At 60.6% G+C, this 22,594-nt stretch carries 21 protein-coding genes and 1 other RNA gene; 11 read left to right on the top strand and 11 right to left on the bottom strand.

Features of this window, described 5'->3' with window-relative positions; genetic code table 11:
- Window positions 1-5 precede the first annotated feature (5 nt).
- Genes HBO23_RS05090 through HBO23_RS05075 form a run of 4 tightly spaced genes read right to left on the bottom strand, consistent with a single transcriptional unit; the run spans window position 6 to window position 3,568 of the window.
- Complete coding sequence (locus tag HBO23_RS05090) at window positions 6-491, bottom strand: DUF4442 domain-containing protein (RefSeq protein ID WP_017135271.1); 486 nt, start codon at window positions 489-491, stop codon at window positions 6-8.
- A complete protein-coding gene (gene ubiH / locus HBO23_RS05085) occupies window positions 484-1,671 on the bottom strand; it encodes a 2-octaprenyl-6-methoxyphenyl hydroxylase (RefSeq protein WP_170036754.1) in 1,188 nt (395 codons plus the stop codon). Before ubiH ends, HBO23_RS05090 begins: the two co-directional genes overlap by 8 nt.
- Complete coding sequence (pepP, locus tag HBO23_RS05080; RefSeq protein ID WP_170036752.1) at window positions 1,668-2,990, bottom strand: Xaa-Pro aminopeptidase; 1,323 nt, start codon at window positions 2,988-2,990, stop codon at window positions 1,668-1,670. The genes ubiH and pepP overlap by 4 nt, the downstream gene beginning before the upstream one ends.
- 20 nt (window positions 2,991-3,010) lie before the next feature.
- Complete coding sequence (locus HBO23_RS05075) at window positions 3,011-3,568, bottom strand: YecA family protein (RefSeq protein ID WP_017135268.1); 558 nt, start codon at window positions 3,566-3,568, stop codon at window positions 3,011-3,013.
- A 138-nt stretch (window positions 3,569-3,706) separates the two neighbouring features.
- On the opposite strand from HBO23_RS05075, the gene HBO23_RS05070 reads away from it, so the two are divergent.
- From HBO23_RS05070 to HBO23_RS05055, 4 genes are all read left to right on the top strand, one after another.
- Entirely contained in the window at window positions 3,707-3,916 is a 210-nt protein-coding gene (locus tag HBO23_RS05070; RefSeq protein WP_003177365.1) for a TIGR02449 family protein, read from the top strand.
- Window positions 3,913-4,230: a cell division protein ZapA gene (locus HBO23_RS05065; protein ID WP_017135267.1), complete on the top strand. Its 318-nt coding sequence runs from the start codon at window positions 3,913-3,915 to the stop codon at window positions 4,228-4,230. Before HBO23_RS05070 ends, HBO23_RS05065 begins: the two co-directional genes overlap by 4 nt.
- Before the next feature lie 30 nt (window positions 4,231-4,260).
- A non-coding RNA gene (gene ssrS / locus HBO23_RS05060) (6S RNA) lies at window positions 4,261-4,439 on the top strand.
- Window positions 4,440-4,497: 58 nt separating this feature from the next.
- On the top strand, window positions 4,498-5,127 hold the full coding sequence (locus HBO23_RS05055; protein ID WP_099550294.1) for a 5-formyltetrahydrofolate cyclo-ligase: 630 nt from the start codon (window positions 4,498-4,500) through the stop codon (window positions 5,125-5,127).
- A 9-nt stretch (window positions 5,128-5,136) separates the two neighbouring features.
- Here the strand turns inward: HBO23_RS05055 and HBO23_RS05050 are convergent, their stop codons facing one another.
- On the bottom strand, window positions 5,137-5,286 hold the full coding sequence (locus HBO23_RS05050; protein WP_010207387.1) for a hypothetical protein: 150 nt from the start codon (window positions 5,284-5,286) through the stop codon (window positions 5,137-5,139).
- 194 nt (window positions 5,287-5,480) lie between these two features.
- Here HBO23_RS05050 and HBO23_RS05045 point away from each other — a divergent pair, with 194 nt between their 5' ends.
- The 4 genes from HBO23_RS05045 (at window position 5,481) to HBO23_RS05030 (ending at window position 10,868) form a co-directional block, all read left to right on the top strand.
- Window positions 5,481-5,930, top strand: coding sequence for an EVE domain-containing protein (locus HBO23_RS05045; protein ID WP_099550293.1), 450 nt, complete (start codon window positions 5,481-5,483; stop codon window positions 5,928-5,930).
- A gap of 140 nt (window positions 5,931-6,070) precedes the next feature.
- Window positions 6,071-7,036 carry an efflux RND transporter periplasmic adaptor subunit gene (locus HBO23_RS05040; RefSeq protein ID WP_099550436.1) on the top strand — a complete coding sequence of 322 codons (966 nt, stop codon included), beginning with the start codon at window positions 6,071-6,073 and terminating at the stop codon, window positions 7,034-7,036.
- Entirely contained in the window at window positions 7,033-9,750 is a 2,718-nt protein-coding gene (rbbA, locus tag HBO23_RS05035) for a ribosome-associated ATPase/putative transporter RbbA (protein ID WP_170036750.1), read from the top strand. The genes HBO23_RS05040 and rbbA overlap by 4 nt, the downstream gene beginning before the upstream one ends.
- Entirely contained in the window at window positions 9,750-10,868 is a 1,119-nt protein-coding gene (locus HBO23_RS05030; RefSeq protein ID WP_017135262.1) for an ABC transporter permease, read from the top strand. The genes rbbA and HBO23_RS05030 overlap by 1 nt, the downstream gene beginning before the upstream one ends.
- Window positions 10,869-10,962: 94 nt before the next feature.
- Here HBO23_RS05030 and HBO23_RS05025 read toward each other — a convergent pair whose 3' ends face one another.
- Window positions 10,963-11,370 carry a flagellar basal body-associated protein FliL gene (locus HBO23_RS05025; RefSeq protein ID WP_017135261.1) on the bottom strand — a complete coding sequence of 136 codons (408 nt, stop codon included), beginning with the start codon at window positions 11,368-11,370 and terminating at the stop codon, window positions 10,963-10,965.
- A 150-nt stretch (window positions 11,371-11,520) separates the two neighbouring features.
- Here HBO23_RS05025 and HBO23_RS05020 point away from each other — a divergent pair, with 150 nt between their 5' ends.
- Together HBO23_RS05020 and glpT are read left to right on the top strand one after the other, a co-directional pair.
- Window positions 11,521-12,498 carry an NADPH:quinone oxidoreductase family protein gene (locus tag HBO23_RS05020; protein WP_017135260.1) on the top strand — a complete coding sequence of 326 codons (978 nt, stop codon included), beginning with the start codon at window positions 11,521-11,523 and terminating at the stop codon, window positions 12,496-12,498.
- Between the two features lie 280 nt (window positions 12,499-12,778).
- On the top strand, window positions 12,779-14,116 hold the full coding sequence (gene glpT, locus HBO23_RS05015; RefSeq protein WP_017135259.1) for a glycerol-3-phosphate transporter: 1,338 nt from the start codon (window positions 12,779-12,781) through the stop codon (window positions 14,114-14,116).
- Here glpT and HBO23_RS05010 read toward each other — a convergent pair.
- Window positions 14,113-14,766, bottom strand: coding sequence for a gamma-glutamylcyclotransferase (locus HBO23_RS05010; RefSeq protein ID WP_017135258.1), 654 nt, complete (start codon window positions 14,764-14,766; stop codon window positions 14,113-14,115). The genes glpT and HBO23_RS05010 overlap by 4 nt on opposite strands.
- 26 nt (window positions 14,767-14,792) lie before the next feature.
- Window positions 14,793-17,174, bottom strand: coding sequence for a TonB-dependent receptor (locus HBO23_RS05005; protein ID WP_170036748.1), 2,382 nt, complete (start codon window positions 17,172-17,174; stop codon window positions 14,793-14,795).
- A 301-nt stretch (window positions 17,175-17,475) separates the two neighbouring features.
- On the opposite strand from HBO23_RS05005, the gene HBO23_RS05000 reads away from it, so the two are divergent.
- Window positions 17,476-17,952 carry a hypothetical protein gene (locus HBO23_RS05000; RefSeq protein WP_017135256.1) on the top strand — a complete coding sequence of 159 codons (477 nt, stop codon included), beginning with the start codon at window positions 17,476-17,478 and terminating at the stop codon, window positions 17,950-17,952.
- 123 nt (window positions 17,953-18,075) lie between these two features.
- Here HBO23_RS05000 and HBO23_RS04995 read toward each other — a convergent pair whose 3' ends face one another.
- From HBO23_RS04995 to HBO23_RS04985, 3 genes are read right to left on the bottom strand one after another with little or no spacing between them, the layout of a single operon-like run.
- Window positions 18,076-19,044, bottom strand: coding sequence for a CDP-6-deoxy-delta-3,4-glucoseen reductase (locus HBO23_RS04995; protein ID WP_056860765.1), 969 nt, complete (start codon window positions 19,042-19,044; stop codon window positions 18,076-18,078).
- Window positions 19,044-20,510, bottom strand: a complete 1,467-nt coding sequence (gene ubiD / locus HBO23_RS04990) for a 4-hydroxy-3-polyprenylbenzoate decarboxylase (RefSeq protein WP_017135254.1) — start codon at window positions 20,508-20,510, stop codon at window positions 19,044-19,046. Before ubiD ends, HBO23_RS04995 begins: the two co-directional genes overlap by 1 nt.
- Before the next feature lie 59 nt (window positions 20,511-20,569).
- Complete coding sequence (locus HBO23_RS04985; protein ID WP_017135253.1) at window positions 20,570-22,573, bottom strand: acyltransferase family protein; 2,004 nt, start codon at window positions 22,571-22,573, stop codon at window positions 20,570-20,572.
- Between the last annotated feature and the right edge of the window lie 21 nt (window positions 22,574-22,594).

Below are 22,594 nucleotides of genomic sequence, written 5' to 3'. Positions count from 1 at the left end.
ATGCTTTAAGCCTGCTTTGCTGGCGGCTTGCGCCGCACGTAAAGGGTTTTGTCGACCCGCGCCACCAGGGTGCCGGAGCCGTCATGAATCTCGACCTTGAGGTGGGGCAGGTACTTCTCGCCACCTTCGGTTTGCCGGCGAATCTCGTCCAGCAAGGCGTCGTCGATGGAGAACTCGGCGTACACCGGGCCTTTGCCCGGCGACACAAAGTCGATGCTCGCGGCCTTGTCCCACACGATGTAGTCGCGGCCCAGGTTCTCCATCAACAGCAACATGTAGAACGGGTCAACCATCGAATACAGGCTGCCGCCAAATTGCGTGCCGACGTAATTACGGTTGTACCAGCCCAGGCCCATGCGCACTTTGACATGACGAAAGTCAGCGCTCATGTGCTGCACGCTTATCCCCGCCCCGAGATAAGGCGGATAAAGGGTCATGACCCAACGCAACAGCCGCGCTTTACCCAAACGTTGGATCAACCACTTACGCATCGGGGCGCGTACCCAAGCCCATGGCCTGACGGGCGAACCAGCGTTTGGCCGGCGGTAGCAGGTCCAGGCCAAGCAGGCCCATGTTGCGGCCCAAAGCCACTAACGGCTGGGCACTGCCAAACAGGCGTGTGACTTGATCGGAGAAGCCCACTGTGAGCTTCTGGTCCAGGTGCTGGCTTTCGCGGTAGCGCTGCAAGGTCGCCAAGTCTCCCGGCACCTGCGGCCCGGCCAACAAGGCTTCGGCCAAGGCATTGGCATCGCGCAGGGACAGGTTGAACCCCTGCCCGGCAATCGGGTGCAGGCTGTGGGCGGCATTGCCGAGGATCGCCAGGTGCGAGCGCACTTGTTCTTCGGCCTCCACCAGCGTCAGCGGGTACAGGTGCCGTGCGCCGACTTGCTTGAGGGTGCCCAGGCGATAGCCGAACACGCCCTGCAGTTCGCTCAAGAAACTGCGCTCATCGAGGCTGGCCAAACGCTGGGCGTCCATGCCGATGCGTGTCCACACCAGCGCGCAGCGGTTGTCCGGCAACGGCAACAGGGCCATCGGGCCTTCATCGGTAAAACGCTCGAAGGCCTCGCCGTTGTGGGCTTCGCTTGGGGTGATGTTGGCGATCAGCGCGCTCTGGTTGTAAGGGCGGGTTTTCACGCCAATACCTAACTGCTCGCGCAAACCGGAGCGGCCGCCATCGGCCAATACCGCCAGGTCGCAGTCCAGCACGGTTTCATCGTTGAGGGTCAGGCGATAGCCGTCGGGCAGCGGCTCCATACGTGTGACTTCCGCCGGGCAGCGCCAGCTCACCACCTCTTTGTCCAGGCCTTGCCACAGGCACTGTCCGAGCCAGGCGTTTTCCACCACATAGCCGAGGGCCGGCACGCCCTCCTCCATGGCGGACAAGCGCGCAGTGGAGAAACGCCCACGGTCAGACACGTGGATCTGCTTGATCGGCTCGGCGCGGCGGGAGATGTCCTGCCACACACCCAGGCGCTGATAGATCTGACGGGCACCGTAAGACAACGCCGAAGAACGTGCATCGTAGCTCGGTTGGTAAGTGTCGCCTGGGGCAAATGGCTCGATCAGCACGATCTTCCAACCCCGCGCCTTGGCGCCGGCCTGCAAGGCCAACGCCAGGCTGGCACCCACCAGGCCACCACCGATAATCGCCAGGTTGACCCGGCTCATCGGGCAGCCGCCATCAGCGCTTCGATCTCAGCGACAGTTTTAGGCACACCACCGGTCAGAATTTCACAGCCTTGCTTGGTCACTACCACGTCATCCTCGATGCGTACGCCAATGCCACGCCATTTCTTTGCCACGTTCTGGTTGTCCGGCGAAATATAAATCCCCGGCTCCACGGTCAAGGCCATGCCCACTTCCAGCACTCGCCATTCACCGCCCACTTTGTATTCGCCCACATCGTGCACATCCATGCCCAGCCAGTGGCCGGCGCGGTGCATATAAAAGGCACGGTAGGCTTCGCTGGCGATCAACTCGTCGACGTTACCTTGCAACAGCCCCAACCTCACCAGCCCGGCGGTGATGACCTGCACGGTCGCCTCGTGGGCCTGGTTCCAATGTTTGTTCGGCGCAATCTGGGCGAAGGCGGCTTCCTGGGAGGCCAGCACAATCTCGTAGATCGCCTTTTGTTCTGGCGAAAACTTGCCGCTGACCGGCCACGTGCGCGTGATATCGCTGGCGTAGCAGTCGATCTCGCAACCGGCGTCGATCAACACCAGGTCGCCGTCCTTGAGCAGCGCGTCATTCTGCTGGTAGTGCAGGATGCAGCTGTTGCGCCCGGCGGCGACGATGGAGCCATAGGCCGGCATCTTCGCGCCGCCCTTGCGGAACTCGTAATCCAGCTCGGCTTCGAGGCTGAACTCATACAACCCCGCGCGGCTGGCCTGCATCGCCTTGACGTGGGCCGCACAGGAAATTCGCGCAGCCTCGCGCATCACCTTCACTTCTGCCGCCGATTTATACAGGCGCATGTCGTGGAGCAGATGATCCAGGGCAACAAATTCGTTCGGCGGCTGGGCGCCCAGGTGCGCCTTGGAACGGATCACGTTGATCCACTCCATCAGATGCCGGTCGAATTCGGCGTTGCTGCCCATGGCCGAATACACCCGGTCGCGGCCTTCGATCAGGCCGGGCAGGATGTCGTCGATATCGGTGATGGGGAACGCATCGTCAGCACCAAAGTCGCGAATGGCGCCTTCGGTGCCGGCGCGCAGGCCGTCCCACAGTTCGCGTTCGACGTTGCGCTCGCGGCAGAACAGCACGTACTCGCCATGCTGGCGACCGGGCATCAGCACGATCACAGCTTCAGGTTCAGGGAAGCCGCTCAGGTACTGGAAGTCGCTGTCCTGGCGGTAGACGTGCTCGACATCACGGTTGCGGATGGCCACGGCGGCGGCCGGCAGGATCGCGATGCTGTTGGGTTCCATCTGCGCCATGAGCGCCTTGCGGCGACGGGTGTATTCCGCTTTCGGGATATGGATCATGGGCAGATGGGCTTCCTTACTTAGTGCAGCGACGGCTTGGGTGCGGCGGGCTCAGCGGATTTTTTGGTCTCGGTGAACAACAGCAGCGGCGCGACACGCAGGTATTCCATCACTTCCATATAGTCGCCTTCGCCGTCTTCGGATTCTTCCAGGGCATCTTGCACCTGGGAGATGGCCGCCAGGTCTTGCAACACTTCCTTGGCGTCGGTGCTCAGCTCTAGGCCGCCGGCGTTCACGCCAAAGCCGTGCAGGAAGCCCTGGCACCATTGGCCCAGTGCGGCGGCGCGTTCGGTGAGCGGTGCATCGTCGGTCGGCAGCAGCAGAACGACGGTGACGTCATCACCGGTCAGCTCGCCTTTAACCATCTCTTGCAGGCCGATCAGCGCGTTACGCACGTTCTCGGTAGGTTCGGTTTCCAGCAGCTCGGCCACATCGGCCAGCCAGTTGTCGGCATCGAAGCCAACGCCCGTGCAGCTGCGGCCCAACAGCACGCCGTGCAGTTCGGCAGGCGAGCAAGGATGACCGCTGGAGCTCAGCAGTTTGGAAAAAGCGTCGTACGGGGAGTTCTGAATAGGCATGGTGAGCTAGGCGCCAGACGGCGCAATGTCTAGAATGAAGCGCTGTATCCTAGCACCGGCAGACGTACCAAGACTATCGAGGGCGTCAGATCGTTTATCCTGAAGTTGCCATTCATCAGACAAATCCAGTGGAACCCAATGGAAGACACCGACCTGCAAGCGCTGATGGCCAGACTCGAACTGCTAATTGATCGGGTCGAGCAACTTAAGAGTCAAAACGGACTCCTATTAGCTCAGGAAAAGACCTGGCGCGAGGAACGCGCTCACCTCATTGAAAAAAACGAAATCGCCCGGCGTAAGGTCGAATCGATGATTTCGCGCCTGAAGGCCCTGGAGCAAGACTCATGAGTTCAAGCAATAGCGTTACCGTGCAGATCCTCGACAAAGAATATTCGATCATCTGCCCCCAGGAAGAACGTAGCAATCTGGTGAGTGCTGCCCGCTATCTGGACGGCAAGATGCGTGAAATCCGCAGCAGCGGCAAAGTCATCGGCGCCGACCGTATCGCCGTGATGGCCGCACTGAACATTACCCACGATCTGCTGCATAAGCAGGAACGGCCTGACGTGCAGGCCAGCGGCTCGACGCGTGAGCAAGTGCGTGACCTGCTCGAACGCGTGGATCTGGCACTTTCTACCGAGCCAGAGCCACCCAAGGGCTGATTGACGCGTCTGTTTAAGGTATACTCGCCCCACTCCCTGGCGTGTTTGCCAGTCGGCGATGTCCCTGAGCCGATTCGCACTACCCTGGAAGTTGCACGTTGGGCTGGTGTGCATGTCCGCTAGACGGAAAGCCTTAAAGCCTACTGCATCTTCCACCTTGAACTTTCGGGTTCAAGGGCTAAGTCGACAGCGGCTCTGTCGGGGAGCCTGAATTCCCAAACTCAATGCCAGTCCCAGGACTGGCATTGTTTTATGAGCCGAACAACCATGACCGAACCTGCGCCGCTTTCCCGTCCGCAACTTCGACGCATGTTGCGCAAAGCCCGCCGCGCGCTTACGCCGAGCGAGCAGCGCAAGGCCGCTCACGGCCTGTATCGGCAACTGGCACAGCACCCGTTGTTTCGCCGGGCCAAACATATCTCTTTATATCTGCCCACGGACGGTGAAATCGATCCGCGCCTGCTGCTGCGCGCTGCCCAGCGCCGGGGCAAGGCCACTTATCTGCCGGTACTCAGTGCCTGGCCGCGCACCAAGATGGTGTTCCAGCGTGTGCGGCCTGGAGATAAGTTGTTGCCCAACCGCTTTCGCATCCTTGAGCCGCACGTAAATGCCAACCGCCAGCGCCAAGTTTGGGCGCTGGACCTGGTGCTGTTGCCGCTGGTGGGCTTCGATGATGTGGGTGGGCGACTGGGCATGGGCGGTGGGTTTTATGACCGCAGCCTGGCCTACCTGGCTCGGCGCAAAAACTGGCGAAAACCCACGCTGCTGGGCCTGGCCCATGAATGTCAGAAGGTCGAGCGCCTGGCACAGGCAAGCTGGGATGTGCCATTGGCTGGCACGGTCACCGATAAAAAATGGTATGTCGCAGAAACGTCGCTGGAACCAGCGACGCCTTAAAAAGCAGTGTTAGCGCTTGAACGGTTGTGGCTGCTGCTGAGCCAGTTCAACCGGTGCATCGGTCTTGTTCGACCACAAGCTCTGGGCATATCCGGTGGTCACGACGCCCAGGCCAAACAAAATAACCAAAATCCATAGTAAATCCGGTTTACGTTGCATCGATTGCCCCCCTTCAGGCACCTCGTACACGATGACAACAACGTTCCAAAGTAGTCCGTTGCAGCTGCGTCAAGCTTAAAAGCGGGCATTCTGCGGTAACGTGACCCAACACGCAAACCTTGACGCCAACCGACTGTCGGTTTGTCATGGAATTGCCTGACAACTTATCCAATGCCTTTTTCAGGAGCCCAAAAATGGCCTACTGGCTGATGAAATCCGAGCCCGATGAACTCTCCATCAAAGGCCTGGAAAAGCTCGGTGAAACGCGCTGGGACGGGGTGCGCAACTATCAGGCACGCAACTTTTTGCGCGCCATGGCCGTTGGTGATGAGTTTTTCTTCTACCACTCCAGTTGCCCTGAGCCGGGCATTGCCGGTATCGGCAAAATTGTCGAGGCGGCCTATCCGGACCCGACCGCGCTGGAACCCGAAAGCCACTACTTCGATGCCAAAGCCACGCCGGAGAAAAACCCGTGGACTGCACTCAACGTGGCCCACGTCGAGACCTTTGCAAAGGTGCTGGGCCTTGGCTACCTGAAACAACAAACCGCCCTCGCCGAATTGCCGCTGGTGCAAAAAGGCAGCCGATTGTCGGTGATGCCGGTGACGGCCGAACAATGGGCAGCGGTACTCGCCCTGCGCTGAAAAGGCAGAACCCTGCGGTCACACCTGTGATGCATGCATCTGCACGCCAAGCGGGTTAGGCTTGCGCTTCATTTGACCGGTATCAAGACCCTTCGGGCGGTTTCGGTCAAACTAGGATGCTAATGCCGCAGGATGCCGTCATGTCTACGAATCACACTATGTCGCGCCTTTTCGCCGTTGCGCTCATCACCTTGTTGCTGGGTGCCGGCGGCTTCGGTTATTGGCGATCGACTCAGGACCGCCTGCCCGAAGGCCTGAGCATGGGCAATGGCCGCCTGGAATCCACCGAAGTGCAGATCGCCGCCAAGATCCCCGGGCGCCTGGCCGAAGTGCGCGTAGATGAAGGCGACAAGGTGCTCAAAGGTCAATTGCTCGCACGCATGGACACCCGCACCCTTGAAGCCCAGCGCACCCAGGCCGAAGCCGAAGTGCTGCGCGCCAAGGAAAACTTCGCCGCCGCCGAGGCCAACGTACAACTGCGCCAAAGCGAACAATTGCTGGCCCATCAGGAACTCAAGCGCACCCAGGAGCTGTACAAGCGCGGCTTTGCCAGCAGCCAGTTGATCGACCAGCAGCAAGCACGCCAGAACACCGGCAATGCGGCCGTGATCGCAGCGCAGGCTCAGGTCAACGCGGTGAAAGCAGCCATCGGCGCGGCGCAGGCCCAGGTGGCCCAGCTCACCAGCGAAATCGACGACAGCAGCCTGCGCGCGCCCATTGACGGCATCATTCAATTGCGCCTGGCCGAACCGGGTGAAGTGCTCGGCGCGGGCGGCAGAGTGTTACTGCTGATTGACCCGAATGATCAATACATGAACCTGTACCTGCCCGCCTCCGTCACCGGCCGCCTCACCGTCGGCAGCGACGCACGCATCCTGCTCGACGCCCTGCCCCAGCAACCGTTGCCGGCGAAAATCAGCTTTGTCGCGGCCAAATCGCAATTCACCCCAAAAGAGGTTGAGACCCGCGACGAACGCCAAAAACTGGTGTTCCGCGTCAAGCTGCGCCTGACCCAACCCAGCGCCGTACCACAAGCCAAACCGGGCATGCCTGGCGCGGGTTATGTGCGCACGGCAGATATCGACTGGCCGGCCAACCTGCAATGACCGACCTGGCGCTGCACGCCACCGGCATCCAACACCGTTACGGCAAGCAACAGGCGCTAATCGACATTGCCTTCAGCCTGCCGGCGGGCACCCGTTGCGGGTTGATCGGCCCGGATGGCGCGGGCAAGTCGAGTTTGCTGGGGCTGATCGCCGGGGTCAAAAAACTTCAGGCAGGTCAGCTTGAGGTGCTCGGCGGCTCCATCGAAGATCGCCGCCATCGCAATAGCCTGTACCCGCGCATCGCCTTTATGCCCCAAGGCCTGGGCGGCAACCTTTACCCTGAGTTGTCCATCAGCGAGAACATCCGGTTCTTCGCCACGCTGTTCGGTTTGTCCAAAGCCGATTGCGAGCAACGCATGCACAACCTGCTGCTGGCCACCGACCTCGCACGCTTCGCCGAGCGCCCGGCCGGGAAATTGTCCGGCGGCATGAAGCAGAAGCTCGGCCTGTGCTGCGCGCTGATCCACGACCCTGATTTGTTGATCCTCGACGAACCCACCACGGGCGTCGACCCACTGTCGCGCCGGCGTTTCTGGGAGCTGGTCGACACCGTGCGCAGCGAGCGCCCACAGCTGACGCTGCTGGTAGCCACCGCCTACATGGAAGAGGCCGAGCAGTTCGAACATTGCCTGATGCTCGATCGCGGCAAGCTGATCGCCGACGGCCTGAGCCGCGAACTGGCAGCCGTTACACCCAGCGGCAAACTCGATGAAGCCTTTACTCATTTCCAGGGTGACAGCGCCCACAACAACCAGCCGCTGGTGATCCCGCCGCGCGAAAGTGGCAACACTGATATCGCCATCGAAGCCCACGACCTGACGCTGCGCTTTGGGGATTTTACGGCGGTGAACAAGGTCAGCTTTGCGATTGGTCGCGGCGAGATATTTGGCTTCCTCGGCTCCAACGGCTGCGGCAAGACGACCACCATGAAAGTCCTCACCGGGCTGATGCCGGCCACCGAAGGCAGCGCCACGCTGCTGGGTAACCCGGTGAATGCCAAGGATTTGGCCACTCGCAAGCGCGTGGGCTTTATGTCGCAAAGCTTTTCGCTGTACGGCGAACTCAGCGTGCGCCAGAACCTGGTGCTGCATGCGCAACTGTTCGACTTGCCCAAGGCCGACAGCGGCCCGCGTATCGACGAGCTGATCCAGCGCTTCGACCTCGATGAAGTGGCCGAGCAACCCTCCGGCGAGTTGCCCCTGGGCCTGCGCCAGCGCTTGTCACTGGCGGTGGCGGTGCTGCATCGCCCCGAAGTGCTGATTCTCGATGAGCCCACTTCGGGCGTCGACCCCGCGGCGCGGGATGATTTCTGGCGGCTATTGGTTGAGTTGTCCCGCGAGCAAGGCGTGACGATCTTTCTGTCCACCCACTTTATGAACGAGGCCCAGCGCTGCGACCGCATCTCGCTGATGCACGCGGGCAAAGTGCTGGCCTGCGACACCCCCGACGCGTTGCAGCAGCAATTCCACGGCGACACATTGGAGGCTGCGTTCGTCACCTGCCTGGAACAGGCCCAAGGCGAACCCGAACCTGCCGCACCGAACAAAACTGTCAGCGAAAGCAGCACGCCGCCCGTCAGCAAACGCGGCTTCAGCATCGCCCGACTGCTGGCCGTGGCCAGCCGCGAAGGCAAAGAGCTGTTGCGCGACAAAGTGCGCATGGCCTTCGCCCTGCTCGGTGCAATGTTCATGATGGTGATCTTCGGTTACGGCATTTCCCTGGACGTGGAAAACCTTGCCTTCGCCGTCTACGACCAGGACCAGACTCCGCAAAGTCGCGCCTACCTGGAAGCCTTCCGCAGCTCGCGCTACTTCGCCGAACAAGCCCCCATCCGCGATGCCAACGAACTGCACCGGCGCCTGCAACGTTCAGAAATCAAACTGGCGCTGGAAATTCCACCCGGTTTTGGCCGCGACCTGTACGCCGGCCGCCAACCCACCGTGGCTGCGTGGATCGATGGCGGCATGCCGTTTCGCGCCGAAACCAGCCGTAACTACGTCGAAGCGGTGCACCAAGGCAATCTCCAGCAACTGGCCGAACTGAGCAGCCTGCCCGGCAGCACACAAGCCGCCGCCAAGCTGGAAACACGCTTTCGCTACAACCAGGATGTAGTCAGTGTGAACGCCATCGGCCCTGGCGTGATGGCGCTGATCCTGGCGTTTATCCCGGCAATGCTCACCGCGTTGGGCATCGTGCGTGAAAAGGAGCTGGGGTCGATCACCAACTTCTACGCCACGCCGCTGACGCGCCTGGAGTTCCTGTTGGGCAAACAGGCGCCGTATCTGGCCGTTAGCCTGGTGAACCTGGCACTGCTGGTGGCGATGAACCGCTGGCTGTTCGGCGTGCCATTCAAGGGCAGCGGCGTGGCGCTGGCGGTAGGCGGCCTGTTGTATGTACTCGCAACGACGAGCATGGGTCTGCTGATTTCCGCGTTCACCCGCACCCAGATCGCGGCGATCCTCGGCACCATGATCATCACCAGTCTGCCGACCATCCAGTTCTCCGGGCTGATCGTACCGCGCTCGTCCCTGGAAGGCGCGGCCGCGCTGATGGGCACGTTATTCCCCGCCGGGCACTTTCTGGATATCGCAGTGGGCACCTTCACCAAGGCCCTGGACCTGCGCCAGTTGTGGCCGCAATGCCTGGCGCTGTTCGGGTTTTTCGTCGGGTTCACTGGGCTGAGCCTGATCATGCTCAAAAAGCAGGAGGCCTGATGCACAAGCTCGCTCATATCCTGCGCCTGGGCTTCAAGGAATTGACCAGCCTGCGTCACGACAGCGTGTTGCTGCTGTTTTTGTTCTACGCCTTCACTGTCGCGATCTACATGCCCGCCGCTGGCTCGGTCATTGGTGTGCACAACGCCAGCGTGGCGTTTGTTGATGAGGACCACAGCGCGCTGTCGCGGCAAATGGCCGAGGCGCTGCAGCCGCCCGAATTTCAACCGCCTGCACCACTGGACTACGACCAATTGGACAAAGTCATGGACAGCGGCGAGTACACCTTCGTGATCAATGTGCCAGCCAACTTCCAGGCCGACCTGTTGGCCGGGCGCCAGCCGGGTGTGCAGGTGAACGTCGATGCCACAGCGATGAGCCAGGCATTTATGGGCGCAGGCTATATTGGCCGGATTTTCCAGCGTGAGTTACAAAGCTACGGCGGGCAAACCGACGCGGCTGGCAAGACGCCTGCGCGGCTGACCACACGGGCGTTGTTCAACACCAACCTGGAAGGCGGCTGGTTTTTGGCGGTGATCCAGATCGTCAATAACATCACCATCCTGGCCATTGTGCTCACCGGCACAGCGCTGCTGCGCGAGCGTGAGCACGGCACGCTCGACCATTTGCTGGTGCTGCCGCTGACCGCGCTGGAAATCATGCTGGCAAAAATCTGGAGCAACATGCTGGTGGTGGTGCTGTGTACGTGGCTGTCGCTGGAGCTGGTAGTCAAAGGCTTGCTCGGTGTGCCGCTGGCCGGGTCTTTGAGCCTGTTTTTGCTGGTGACGGCGCTGTACCTGTTTGCGAGTACGGCACTGGGGATCTTCCTCGCCACCCTTGCGCGTTCGACGCCTCAGTTTGGCTTGCTGGCGATTCCGGTGATTATTCCGATGCTGCTTCTGTCTGGCGGCAGTACGCCATTGGACAGCATGCCCGAGTGGTTGCAATGGGTGATGCAGGGCTCACCGTCGACGCACTTTGTGAGTTTGAGTGCGGCCATACTGTTTCGTGATGCGGGCGTGGGTGTGGTGTGGCCGGATTTGCTGGCGTTGGTGGGGATTGGGTTGGTGTTTTTTGCGGTGGCGTTGGCCAGGTTTCGTAAAAGCCTGGCTTCCTGAAGCGTCTGTACTGGCGCCATCGCGGGCAAGCCCACCACCGTTGGAATGCATTCACCTGTGGGAGCGGGCTTGCCCGCGATAGTCGCGCAGCGACTTACTGGATGATCAAGTTGTTGAACAACAGGTCTTCCACCACCGGCTTGCCGGTCTCGTCATTCATGACTTGCTGGGTTTGCTTCAGGGCTTCCTGGCGCAGTTTTTCTTTGCCTTCGACCGTGCTCATGGCTTCGTTGGTCTGCTGGGTAAACAGCGCCACCAGTTGGTTACGAATCAACGGGTCGTTGGCTTTGACGGCCGCAGCCGCTTCAGGCCCGGTCACGCGCAGGGCGATGTCGGCCTTGTAGACCCGCAGTTTTGCCGTGCCATCCAGGCCGTAATTGCCCACAAAGGGTGGGGTCAGGCTGATATAGCTGACCTTCGGCGCCTCGCCTTCTTTCGCTTCTTCGGCCTGGGCTGCCAACGGCAAGGTCAGGGCGAGCATCAACAGGATCCACGCTTTCACAGTTCATTCCTCGAATTCGGTTGCCGGGTAGCATAACGCTAGCAAGGCTGAGTACAAGCTTATGGCGACTTATCAGGGCCAGGCATGCTCGTTGACCCACGGGCGTACCCTCCTACACTTATCGGCCACGACGCCAAAAGGAATAGTCCGATGAAAGCTGTGCTGTGCAAAGCCTTCGGCCCCGCCGAAACCCTGGTGCTGGAAGAGATCGCCAGCCCCGCGATCAAGAAGAACGAAATCCTGCTGGACGTGCACGCGGCCGGGGTGAATTTCCCGGACACCTTGATCATCGAGGGCAAGTACCAGTTCAAGCCGCCCTTCCCGTTCTCGCCGGGTGGCGAAGCGGCCGGCGTGGTCAGCGAAGTGGGTGAAAAGGTCAGTCACCTCAACGTCGGCGACCGGGTCATGGCCCTGACCGGTTGGGGCAGCTTTGCCGAACAGGTCGCGGTGCCGGGCTATAACGTGCTGCCGATCCCGCCGAGCATGGATTTCACCACCGCCGCCGCCTTCAGCATGACCTACGGCACCTCGATGCATGCACTGAAACAACGCGCCAACCTGCAACCTGGCGAAACCCTGCTGGTGCTCGGCGCTTCCGGCGGCGTGGGCCTGGCGGCGGTGGAAATCGGCAAAGCCATGGGCGCCCGGGTGATTGCCGCCGCCAGCAGCGCCGACAAACTCGCCGTGGCCAAGGCGGCCGGTGCGGATGAGCTGATCAACTACAGCGAAGCCAGCCTCAAAGACGAGATCAAGCGCCTGACCGACGGCAATGGTGTCGATGTGATCTACGACCCCGTCGGCGGCGACCTGTTTGACCAGGCCGTGCGTGGCATTGCCTGGAACGGACGCCTGCTGGTGGTGGGCTTTGCCAGCGGGCGCATTCCCGAACTGCCGGTAAACCTGGCGCTGCTCAAGGGTGCGTCGGTGGTCGGGGTGTTCTGGGGCTCGTTCGCCCAGCGCCAGCCGCAGGACAATGCGGCGAACTTCCAGCAGTTGTTCACCTGGTATGGCGAGGGCAAGTTGAAGCCGTTGGTGTCGCAGACTTACCCGCTTGAGCAGGCTGCGCAGGCGATCAATGACCTGGGGCAGCGCAGGGCTGTGGGAAAGGTTGTCGTCCAGACCCGCTGAATGCGGTTCATGTGGGAGCTGGCTGCCTGCGATGGCGGTGGGTCAGCTCACACAGCTGCAATTGATAGACCGCTATCGCAGGCAAGCCAGCTCCCACAGTTGATCTCTTTAGGTCTTAAGACCTGATACCGACCCACACTTATCTATTAGCGACATGTTCGTAAGAGAACATGCAATCGCTCCAATTTCCTGTGTTTGCAGATAAGAGGCGATGCTATTTTCGGTAACGAAACTGTAACATTCGCATCCGCAGTCAAAACAAGAAATTTGGAGCTCTTGAATGTTTGCTTTCTTTCGTCCTGCCGCACACCAGGCGCCCCTGCCTGAAGAAAAAATAGACAGTACCTATCGACGGCTGCGCTGGCAGATCTTCGCCGGTATTTTCTTCGGTTACGCGGGCTACTACCTGCTGCGCAAAAACTTCTCGCTGGCCATGCCGTACCTGATCGACGAGGGTTACACCCGTGGCGAGCTGGGCCTGGCAATGTCAGCCATCGCGATTGCCTACGGCTTGTCCAAGTTCCTGATGGGCCTGGTGTCCGACCGCTCCAACCCACGCTACTTCCTGCCCTTTGGCCTGTTGATATCGGCCGGTGTGATGTTCATTTTCGGTTTCGCACCTTGGGCGACGTCCAGCGTAACCATGATGTTCATTTTGCTGTTCATCAACGGCTGGGCACAGGGCATGGGCTGGCCGCCGAGTGGGCGCACCATGGTGCACTGGTGGTCGCAGAAAGAACGCGGCGGCGTGGTGTCGGTGTGGAACGTGGCGCATAACGTCGGCGGTGGCCTGATCGGCCCGCTGTTCCTGCTGGGTATGGCGTGGTTCAACGACTGGCACGCAGCGTTCTATGTGCCGGCGACCGTGGCATTGGCCGTGGCGGCATTTGCCTTCATCACCATGCGCGACACCCCGCAATCGGTCGGCCTGCCGCCCATCGAGCAGTACAAGAACGACTACCCGGAAGGCTACAACGCCAGCCACGAAGACGAGTTCAGCGCCAAGGAAATCTTCGTCAAGTACGTGCTGCGCAACAAAATGCTGTGGTACATCGCCTTCGCCAACGTGTTCGTCTACCTGCTGCGCTACGGCGTACTGGACTGGGCACCGACCTACCTCAAAGAAGCCAAGCACTTCGACGTGGATAAAACCTCGTGGGCGTACTTCTTCTACGAGTGGGCGGGCATTCCAGGCACGCTGCTGTGCGGCTGGATGTCGGACAAGATCTTCCGTGGCAACCGTGGACTGACCGGCATCGTGTTCATGGCGTTGGTCACCGTGGCGACCCTGGTTTACTGGCTCAACCCGCCAGGCAACCCAATGGTCGACATGATTGCGCTGTTCTCCATCGGCTTCCTGATCTACGGCCCGGTGATGCTGATCGGCCTGCAGGCGCTGGAACTGGCGCCGAAGAAAGCCGCGGGCACCGCTGCTGGTTTCACGGGCTTGTTCGGCTACCTGGGTGGTTCGGTGGCAGCGAGTGCAGCCATGGGCTACACCGTGGACCATTTCGGCTGGGACGGTGGGTTTGTGTTGCTGGTGGGCGCATGCCTGTTGGCGATCGCGTTCCTGATCCCGACGCTGTGGCACACCAACAGCGTCAGCGCGGCGCGTTAATTCCCGCCGCAGTCTTTGGCACAACGCTTGAGCCGCGCCTCCAGGTTTTTATCTGGCATGGCGTGGCTACGCAGGGCGTTCACGGTCTGCTCGACATAATCGCGAGTGGTGCCGTAACGCCCGCAAGCGCTTTCCAATACGTGGTTAAGCACGATATCGGGCAGGTTGCCAGCATAGCTGGGCAAGTGCCGCTCCAACACAAACCCCAGCGCCTGCACTTGGCTGCCATCTTCCAGGCGGCAGCTGAGCCAGTGCGGTCGGTACGACGGGTAAGGCATCTCGCGCTGCCACAAGGCATAAAGCGAGGCCTCAAGCTGGTCTTCCGGCAAGCGGTAGGCAAACCCGCTGCAAGAACCGCCGCGATCCAGGCCGAACACCAACCCCGGCGACTCCGGCGTGCCTCGATGCTCATGTGACCACAGGTACAAACCCCGGTGATAACCGTGAACCCGTGCGCGCATGCGCTGGGTCGACGAGCATTCGGGGCGCCAGATCAGCGAACCATAAGCGAATAGCCAGACCGGCCCGCCCTTATGCCTGGCCATGGTGGCCTGCATCGAACTCATTAATTGCTCGTGAGTCAGTTGCGGCCCCAGATCGAGCCGCGGAGGGTAAGCCAATTGCAACAGATCGGTTTCAATAACGGTCATGGCGGATCGCTTAGGTCCCCTGCGTGTTACCAGTTGTAAGCAACTTTACCGTAATAAAACGCGCCGCTGTAACCGTACGGCGAAAAAGTGCTGTAGGCGAGGTTGCCGCCGCTGCTGGCGTAGGCATTGACCTTCTCCGGGTATTTATCGGTGATGTTGTCGCCGCCCAACGTGAAGGTCCAGTTCTTCAACTTATAGTCTGCCGACAGGTCCAGCACCCAGGCGGCCTTGAAGGTCTGGTCGTTGACCTTGTCGGCCTGGTAGCTGGTGAATTCCCCATAGCGCACCAGGTTGCTGTGCAGCGCCCAACGACCGTAGGTGAAGTCGTTGCCCAGGCTGAGCTTGTGCTGCGGCGTGGTATCGCCCAGCAAACCAATGCGCTCACGGCGGTCTACCCGCACCAGGTTGGCGCCCAGGCTGTCCAGAATCGCCGGGTTGGGCTTCACGTCGGTGACTTTGGTGTGGTTGTAGTTGTAGCCCACGGTGCTGTTCCAGCGGATGCCGTTATCGAACGGGTAGCGATAGTTGGCCACCAGGTCGACACCGTCGGTGCTGGTGTCGGTGGCGTTGGTGAAGTAACGGGCGCTGGTGTAGTTGATGTTGCCGACGCCATTGGCTTGCAGGTAGGCGATAGTCGCCGGGTTGAGATTGAGGTTGGATGACAAGCTGATGCGGTCGCGGATGTCGATGCGGTACACATCGAGCGTCACGGTCAGGTCATCGGCCGGCTCCAGCACCAGGCCAAGACTGTAATTGCGCGACTTCTCGGCCTTCAGGTCTTCGGCGCCCAACAGGCGGGCGACCTGGCTGTTGGCCGGGAAGGTGCCAGCTTCCTGGATGGTGTTGCCGATCAGCTGTGACGAGGTGTAGGCAAAGTTCTGCTGGGCCAGGGATGGCGCACGGAAACCATTGGAAATGCTGCCACGCAAGGCGACGTGCGGGGTGAAGTCATAACGCGCCGACAGCGAGCCGCTGACGTTGGAGCCGAAGTCGCTGTAGTCCTCATGACGTACGGCGGCTGAGGCGCTGAGTTTTTCGGTGAAGTTGGTTTCCAGGTCCAGATACTGAGCCCAGTTGTGCCGCGAGGTGCTACCGGCGTCGGCATCACGGAACCCACCCAGGCCCGAACTGCCGGTCTGGTAGTAGGACGCCGGCTCGCCCGCTTCAATTTGATAACCCTGGCGCAGGTATTCGCCGCCAAAAGCCAACGACACCGGGTACGGCAAAAAGCCCACGTCGAACTCACGGGACAGGTCCAGGCTAACCTGGCGCTGATCGTTGCTCAGGGTACCGTTGTTAAATTTGCGCGGAGTGACCAGGCCGAGTGAGGTGTTGATGGTTTCGGTGCCCAGTTCGTACTGGTTCTTGCCATAGTTGGCCGACAGGTCGTAATGCCAATCGTAGGCCAGCAAGCCGCGCAGGCCGACCACCAAGGACGTGTCTTCAAGATTGCCCTTGATCAGCGGCAGGTAGCCATTGGGGTTGAGCGCCGGGATGTTGTTGGACGCGTTGCTCGCCCGATAGAACGCCGCCGTTTCGCCACGACGCTTACTATACCCACCGAAGGTGTAGAACTCGGCTGCATCGTTGAAGGAATATTCGGAGTTGAACTGGAATTTGCCTTCATTGGTGGCCGGCTCGCCCTGACGGAACACGCGCTGACCATAGGTGGTGGAACCCACGCTGCCAGGGCGGAAATCGTCGCCGGCGCGGTTGGTGTAGTCGTTGTCGGCGCCTTCGCCCGAAACGTTGATAAAGCCGTTTTCGCCCAAGGCAAACCCGGTGTTGCCGCTGACGTTGCGCTGGATGCCGTCACCCTTCTTGTACTCGCCAAATTTGGTCGAGACAGAGCCGCCGTGGTCGTCGTGCTTGAGGATCACGTTGATCACCCCGGCAATCGCGTCCGAGCCATAGCGCGCCGACGCGCCGTCGCGTAGCACTTCGATATGGTCGACCGCCGACAGCGGGATCGCATTCAAATCCGCTGGCGCCGAACCGCGCCCCACGGCCCCGCCCAGGTTGACGAAAGCACTGGTGTGGCGGCGTTTACCGTTGACCAGCACCAACACCTGATCCGGCGACAAACCGCGCAACTGCGCCGGGCGTACCAGTTCGGCACCGTCCACCAGACTGGGGCGCGGGAAGTTGATGGAAGGAATCAGGCGCGCCAATACCGCGCCCAGCTCATCGGAGCCGGTGCTGCGCAATGTGTCACCGGAAATGACATCGATCGGCGACAACGAGGCACTGGCGGTGCGCTCTTGGGCACGGGTGCCGGTGACGATCACGGTGTCGAGTTTTGGTGCATCGGCGGCTGTTGCGTCCGCCCAGACCGGATTGAATCCCACAGCAGTCAGCAAATTGGCCGACAAAATAGCTGTGTACGCATGTTTCTTGTAACTCCCCATACCGCTCCCCTGCCATTCAAGCCCGGCAATCAAAAAATCAAAGCTTCAATGCTCTGAGTTCACACGATCGGTCCGGCTGGCGGGCGGTAGCGGTCAGTTACTGGTTATTGACGATAAGGCGGTAGTCCGTCGCCTTATAGCTTAATGAGATTATTCCTACATCTAAAATACCTTAATTGCATAAGCATAGGCGGCCGTGTTTTCAGCGCTGGTTCAGGTCATGCCCAACATAAGCCGCCAAACTGCAGATGTTTAGCGACCCACATTAGCCGCTTCTTCAAACGACTATCGAGGTCGAACCATGAAATACCTTTTTTCCGGTCTGCTGCTTTTGCTGCAAACCACCACTGCTCTGGCTTCCGAGGCCGCCGCCAATGACGACAAAGGTTTCTGGTACGCCCAGACCAGTGTCTACACCAAGCATTTTTCGCCGGACCCAAAGCACAACAACAATCAGGACTTGATCAACCTGGAACGTAACGAGGCGTCGGGGTTGGTGTATGGCGGGGCGACGTTTCGCAACTCGTTCAGCCAGCGCTCGTATTACGTCTACGCCGGCAAGCGTTACGATATTGGCGACTCACCGTTTTATATGAAGGTGACCGCGGGCGCGCTACAGGGCTATCGCGGTAAGTACCGCGACAAAATCCCGCTCAACCGTTATGGCGTTGCACCGGCGATCATTCCGTCTGTGGGGGTTCACTTCGGCCCGGTGGCCAGTGAGTTGGTGTTACTGGGGTTCAATGCGGCGATGCTGACGGCAGGCGTGCGTTTCTAGGAACGCCGCCTACCCATGTGGGAGCTGGCTTGCCTGCGATAGCGGCGGGTCAGCTAACACACCTGCAACTGATACACCGCTATCGCAGGCAAGCCAGCTCCCACACTGGTTCAGCTCAAGGCTTCAAGGGCGTGGCGCGTAGGCAAACACATCGGCGCGCATCTGGTGTGCATCCATACCTGCGTCGACCAATGCGTCCAGCGTGCCGTAGATCATCGCCGGTGAACCACTGGCGTAAACGTGCACCGCCTTGAGGTCGCTGATGTCTTCACACACGGCCTCATGCAGCAGCCCGCAGCGCCCTTCCCAACCGCACAGGTCGCTGACCACTTTGTGCAGGAACAGGTTGGGCAGTTGCTGCCATTGCTCCCAGTGTTCGATTTCGTAGAAGTCTTCCGGGCGGCGCACGCCCCAATACAGGTGCACAGGGTGCTTGAAGCCCGAGGCGCGGCAATGTTCGATCAGGCTGTGCATCTGCGCCATGCCGGTGCCGGCAGCGATCAACACCAGCGGCCCGTCCGGCAGTTCGGCCAAGTGAGTATCACCAAACGGCAGTTCAACACGGGCCATCTGGTTACGCTGCAACTGCTCGATCAAATTGCGCGCACTGTCCTCGCGAACCAGCACATGCAGTTCCAGCTCGCGCCCGGCATGGGGCGCCGAGGCCAGGGAAAACGCCGATTTATCGCCGTTGTCACGCTCGATCATCAGGTATTGCCCGGCGTGGTAACGCACCGCCTTCCCGGCCGGCGCACGCAAGCGCACGCGCCATACATCGCCACCGACGTCCACGCACTCACTCAATTGGCACGACAACTTGCGCAACGGCAACTCTCCCGGCGCCAGCACGCCATCCCACAACACAATGCAATCTTCCAACGGCTCGGCGATGCAGGTGTAGAACTCACCATGGTCGCGCACCTCTCCGGCTTGTTGCACCCGGCCTTCCACCAGCAGCGCGGCGCACACATGGCACACGCCATTGCGACACGCCTGTGGGCATTCGTAGCCCAGGCGACGCGCGCCTTCAAGGATTCGCTCACCAGGGACCAGCTCCAGTACGGCGCCGGAAGGTTGCAGGGTTACACGCATCAATCTATTCCCAATTCTTTCCAGATCGCATCAACACGTGCGGTCACAGCGTCATCCTTGACGATCACCCGACCCCACTCGCGGGTGGTCTCACCCGGCCATTTGTGGGTGGCATCCAGGCCCATCTTCGAGCCCAGGCCCGATACCGGCGAAGCAAAGTCGAGGTAGTCGATCGGCGTGTTATCGATCATCACCGTGTCGCGCTTGGGGTCCATGCGCGTGGTGATGGCCCAGATCACGTCGTTCCAGTCCCGGGCATTGATGTCGTCGTCAGTGACGATAACGAACTTGGTGTACATGAACTGTCGCAAAAACGACCACACACCGAGCATTACCCGCTTGGCATGGCCTGGGTACGACTTCTTCATGGTCACGATGGCCATGCGGTACGAGCAGCCCTCGGGCGGCAGGTAGAAGTCGGTAATTTCCGGGAACTGCTTTTGCAGGATCGGCACGAACACTTCGTTGAGCGCCACACCAAGGATGGCCGGCTCATCCGGCGGACGGCCGGTGTAGGTGCTGTGGTAGATCGGTTTGATGCGGTGGGTGATGCGCTCGACGGTGAACACCGGGAAGCTGTCGACTTCGTTGTAGTAACCGGTGTGGTCACCGTAAGGGCCTTCATCGGCCATTTCGCCCGGATGAATCACGCCTTCGAGGATGATTTCGGCGGTGGCCGGCACTTGCAGGTCATTGCCACGACACTTCACCAGCTCGGTGCGGTTGCCGCGCAGCAGGCCGGCGAAGGCATATTCGGACAGGCTGTCAGGCACCGGCGTCACGGCGCCGAGGATGGTCGCCGGGTCGGCGCCCAGGGCCACGGACACGGGAAACGGCTTGCCTGGGTGCTTTTCGCACCACTCACGGAAGTCCAGCGCGCCGCCACGGTGGCTCAGCCAACGCATGATCACCTTGTTGCGGCCGATCACTTGCTGACGGTAGATCCCCAGGTTCTGGCGATCCTTGTTCGGGCCTTTGGTGACGGTCAGGCCCCAGGTGATCAGCGGGCCGACATCGCCCGGCCAGCAGGTCTGCACCGGCAACATGGCCAGGTCGACGTCATCGCCTTCGATGACCACTTCCTGGCACACCGCGTCCTTGACCACTTTGGGCGCCATGGCAATGATCTTGCGAAAGATCGGCAGCTTCGACCAGGCGTCCTTGAGGCCCTTGGGTGGCTCGGGCTCCTTGAGGAAGGCCAGCAACTTGCCGATCTCGCGCAGCTCGCTGACCGACTCGGCGCCCATGCCAAACGCAACACGGTCGGGCGTGCCGAACAGGTTGCCGAGCACCGGAATATCAAAGCCGGTCGGGTTTTCGAACAGCAGCGCCGGGCCCTTGTTGCGCAAGGTACGGTCGCAAATCTCAGTCATTTCCAGCACCGGGGAAACCGGCACCTGGATACGTTTCAACTCTCCGCGCTGCTCAAGTTGCTGCACGAAATCCCGAAGATCCTTGAATTTCATTAACCATGCCACCCGTAAAATAGGCGTACATCCTACCTGCTCTTAAGAGCGCTGGCAGCTTATTGCACGTCATTGCGACTCACACCCGACTCAACGGACTCATTACGCATGGTGTGGAAGAAGGGCTCAAGGAACCCTTCCACATAACGCGTGCCTACGGCCGAGAGGTGGTTGTCATCGGTATACAGCGACTGGCCATCGCGCTCGACCCGGCACCAGCCATTCGTCTCGCACAGCTTGGGCGCGGGGTCCATGAGTTGCACACCGGGGTCTGCCGCGGCGATGCGCTCAAAAACGCTGCTGATATAGGCCTGGCGCTCGACGTGCTCGGCCAGGGGCAAGCCTTCGCGGTCGGTCGGGCGTCCCAGCATCGCCAGGCGGCTGAGCCGGTAAGGCACGTTGAAAGCCTGCAGCGGTACCTCCTTGACCAGCCACACCCTGTGCCCGCTGGCACGCAGTTGCTGCACCAGCGCACTCACACCCTCGGCAAACAGTCGTTCAGCGACGGCGCGGTCGTACTTGCCCGTTTGCGGGTCATGAAGGGAAGCGCCGGTGTCGCCGGAGCGCTGGCCATAAACGTAAAGGCTCCAGCGGGCTACCAACACCACATCACTGAACTGTTCCTTGCTCAACAACTGGGTGACACGCTCGTTGAACGCTCGGCAGCCTGGGGTGTTTTCTTTGCGGTCGAACGGCAGGCACCCGGCGTAACCGGCCTGAGTGATGCCGAAGTCGTACTTGCGCGAGCCGTCGTTCAACGCCGGGATGAGTGCCGAGGCATGGCTGTCGCCCCAGACCAATGCGCGGGCAGCACTCGCCTGCGGGCCAAAATGGCAAAGTTTGCGGTTCGGGTCTTTCTTGTCATCCGACAGGCACTTAATCAGCGTGGGGCTCCAGGTATACGCTTGGGCAAACTGTAGTGCCTGGGGCGACAGCCGCGATGCAAACCCATCCGACCACACCAGGCCTTTGCCGATCAGACCCAGGCCGGCGAGCCCGACCACGCCCGCGATCAGAATCGACCGACGACCCGCCAGCAGGCGCCGCTCACGAAACGGCCCCTCGACGAACCGCCAGGACACATAACCCAGCACCAGGCTCAAGACGAACAGACCCGCCAGCGCCCAGGAGGGCAGGCCAAAAATACTCGCGTACTTGCCAAACACCAGCACCGGCCAGTGCCACAGGTACCACGAATAGGAAATCAGCCCGATGCCCACCAGCACGCGACTGCCCAGCAAGCGCCCTACCCAGGTTGGGTGTTGGCCGTTAGCCCAAATCAACCCCACCACACCCAATACAGGCAACAAAGCCGCCGCCCCAGGGAACGCGGTGTTGGCGTTGTAGCCCAATACCGCCACCAGAATCAGGCCCAGGCTGAACAGACTCACAGCTTGCGCCAACAGGGGACTTGCCCGCCCTGCCCGCACTGGCATCACAGCCAGCATGGACCCGGCCAACAATTCCCAGGCACGCATGGGCAGCAGGAAGAAGGCTTTGTCCGGCTCATTGGCCACCGCCCACACGCTCGCCGCAAACGACACCAGCAGCAACACAAACAAGGCGCTGCGCCACTGCTTCAGCCAGCTCGACAACAGCGCCAGCAAGAGTGGGAAGGCAATGTAGAACTGCTCTTCAACCGACAGCGACCAGGTGTGCAACATCGGCTTCATGTCGGAGGCCGTGTCGAAATAGCCGTCCTGGCGCATGAAGAACAGATTGGAGATGAACACCACTTGGTTGTGTATCGAGCGTCCCAATTCCGAATAGTCTTTGGGCGCCATTAAGAACCAGCCAGCCACCAATGACGTAAACATCATGACCAGCAAAGCCGGCAGGATACGCCGTGCCCGTCGCGCCCAGAAATCGACGAAGCTGAAACGCCCCGCTTCACGCTCGCGCCAGATGATCGAGGTAATCAGGAAGCCTGAAATCACGAAGAACACATCAACGCCGACAAAACCGCCAGTAACGCCGGGAACCCCAAAATGGAACAAAACCACAGCCAGGACAGCAATGGCGCGCAGGCCATCAATGTCTCTTCGGTAAGCAAGAGCGGTCATAAATCGTAATCAGCCTGATAC

Source organism: Pseudomonas sp. WS 5532 (genome assembly GCF_012985445.1).
Classification (GTDB): domain Bacteria; phylum Pseudomonadota; class Gammaproteobacteria; order Pseudomonadales; family Pseudomonadaceae; genus Aquipseudomonas; species Aquipseudomonas edaphica.
The sequence above is the reverse complement of the archived record's forward strand: the minus strand, read 5'-3'. Positions and strand labels throughout refer to the sequence as shown.

Excerpts from the sequence above, each read along its gene's own strand:
- HBO23_RS05020 (WP_017135260.1), top strand. The coding sequence starts at position 11,521 with ATGAAAGCTGTGCTGTGCAAAGCCTTCGGCCCCGCCGAAACCCTGGTG.
- rbbA (WP_170036750.1), top strand. The coding sequence starts at position 7,033 with ATGACCGACCTGGCGCTGCACGCCACCGGCATCCAACACCGTTACGGC.
- HBO23_RS05090 (WP_017135271.1), bottom strand. The coding sequence starts at position 491 with ATGCGTAAGTGGTTGATCCAACGTTTGGGTAAAGCGCGGCTGTTGCGT.
- glpT (WP_017135259.1), top strand. The coding sequence starts at position 12,779 with ATGTTTGCTTTCTTTCGTCCTGCCGCACACCAGGCGCCCCTGCCTGAA.
- HBO23_RS05050 (WP_010207387.1), bottom strand. The coding sequence starts at position 5,286 with ATGCAACGTAAACCGGATTTACTATGGATTTTGGTTATTTTGTTTGGC.
- HBO23_RS05075 (WP_017135268.1), bottom strand. The coding sequence starts at position 3,568 with ATGCCTATTCAGAACTCCCCGTACGACGCTTTTTCCAAACTGCTGAGC.
- HBO23_RS05055 (WP_099550294.1), top strand. The coding sequence starts at position 4,498 with ATGACCGAACCTGCGCCGCTTTCCCGTCCGCAACTTCGACGCATGTTG.
- HBO23_RS04995 (WP_056860765.1), bottom strand. The coding sequence starts at position 19,044 with ATGCGTGTAACCCTGCAACCTTCCGGCGCCGTACTGGAGCTGGTCCCT.
- HBO23_RS05010 (WP_017135258.1), bottom strand. The coding sequence starts at position 14,766 with ATGACCGTTATTGAAACCGATCTGTTGCAATTGGCTTACCCTCCGCGG.
- HBO23_RS05030 (WP_017135262.1), top strand. The coding sequence starts at position 9,750 with ATGCACAAGCTCGCTCATATCCTGCGCCTGGGCTTCAAGGAATTGACC.
- HBO23_RS05070 (WP_003177365.1), top strand. The coding sequence starts at position 3,707 with ATGGAAGACACCGACCTGCAAGCGCTGATGGCCAGACTCGAACTGCTA.
- HBO23_RS05000 (WP_017135256.1), top strand. The coding sequence starts at position 17,476 with ATGAAATACCTTTTTTCCGGTCTGCTGCTTTTGCTGCAAACCACCACT.
- pepP (WP_170036752.1), bottom strand. The coding sequence starts at position 2,990 with ATGATCCATATCCCGAAAGCGGAATACACCCGTCGCCGCAAGGCGCTC.
- HBO23_RS05005 (WP_170036748.1), bottom strand. The coding sequence starts at position 17,174 with ATGGGGAGTTACAAGAAACATGCGTACACAGCTATTTTGTCGGCCAAT.
- HBO23_RS05065 (WP_017135267.1), top strand. The coding sequence starts at position 3,913 with ATGAGTTCAAGCAATAGCGTTACCGTGCAGATCCTCGACAAAGAATAT.
- ubiD (WP_017135254.1), bottom strand. The coding sequence starts at position 20,510 with ATGAAATTCAAGGATCTTCGGGATTTCGTGCAGCAACTTGAGCAGCGC.
- HBO23_RS05045 (WP_099550293.1), top strand. The coding sequence starts at position 5,481 with ATGGCCTACTGGCTGATGAAATCCGAGCCCGATGAACTCTCCATCAAA.
- HBO23_RS05040 (WP_099550436.1), top strand. The coding sequence starts at position 6,071 with ATGTCTACGAATCACACTATGTCGCGCCTTTTCGCCGTTGCGCTCATC.
- ubiH (WP_170036754.1), bottom strand. The coding sequence starts at position 1,671 with ATGAGCCGGGTCAACCTGGCGATTATCGGTGGTGGCCTGGTGGGTGCC.
- HBO23_RS04985 (WP_017135253.1), bottom strand. The coding sequence starts at position 22,573 with ATGACCGCTCTTGCTTACCGAAGAGACATTGATGGCCTGCGCGCCATT.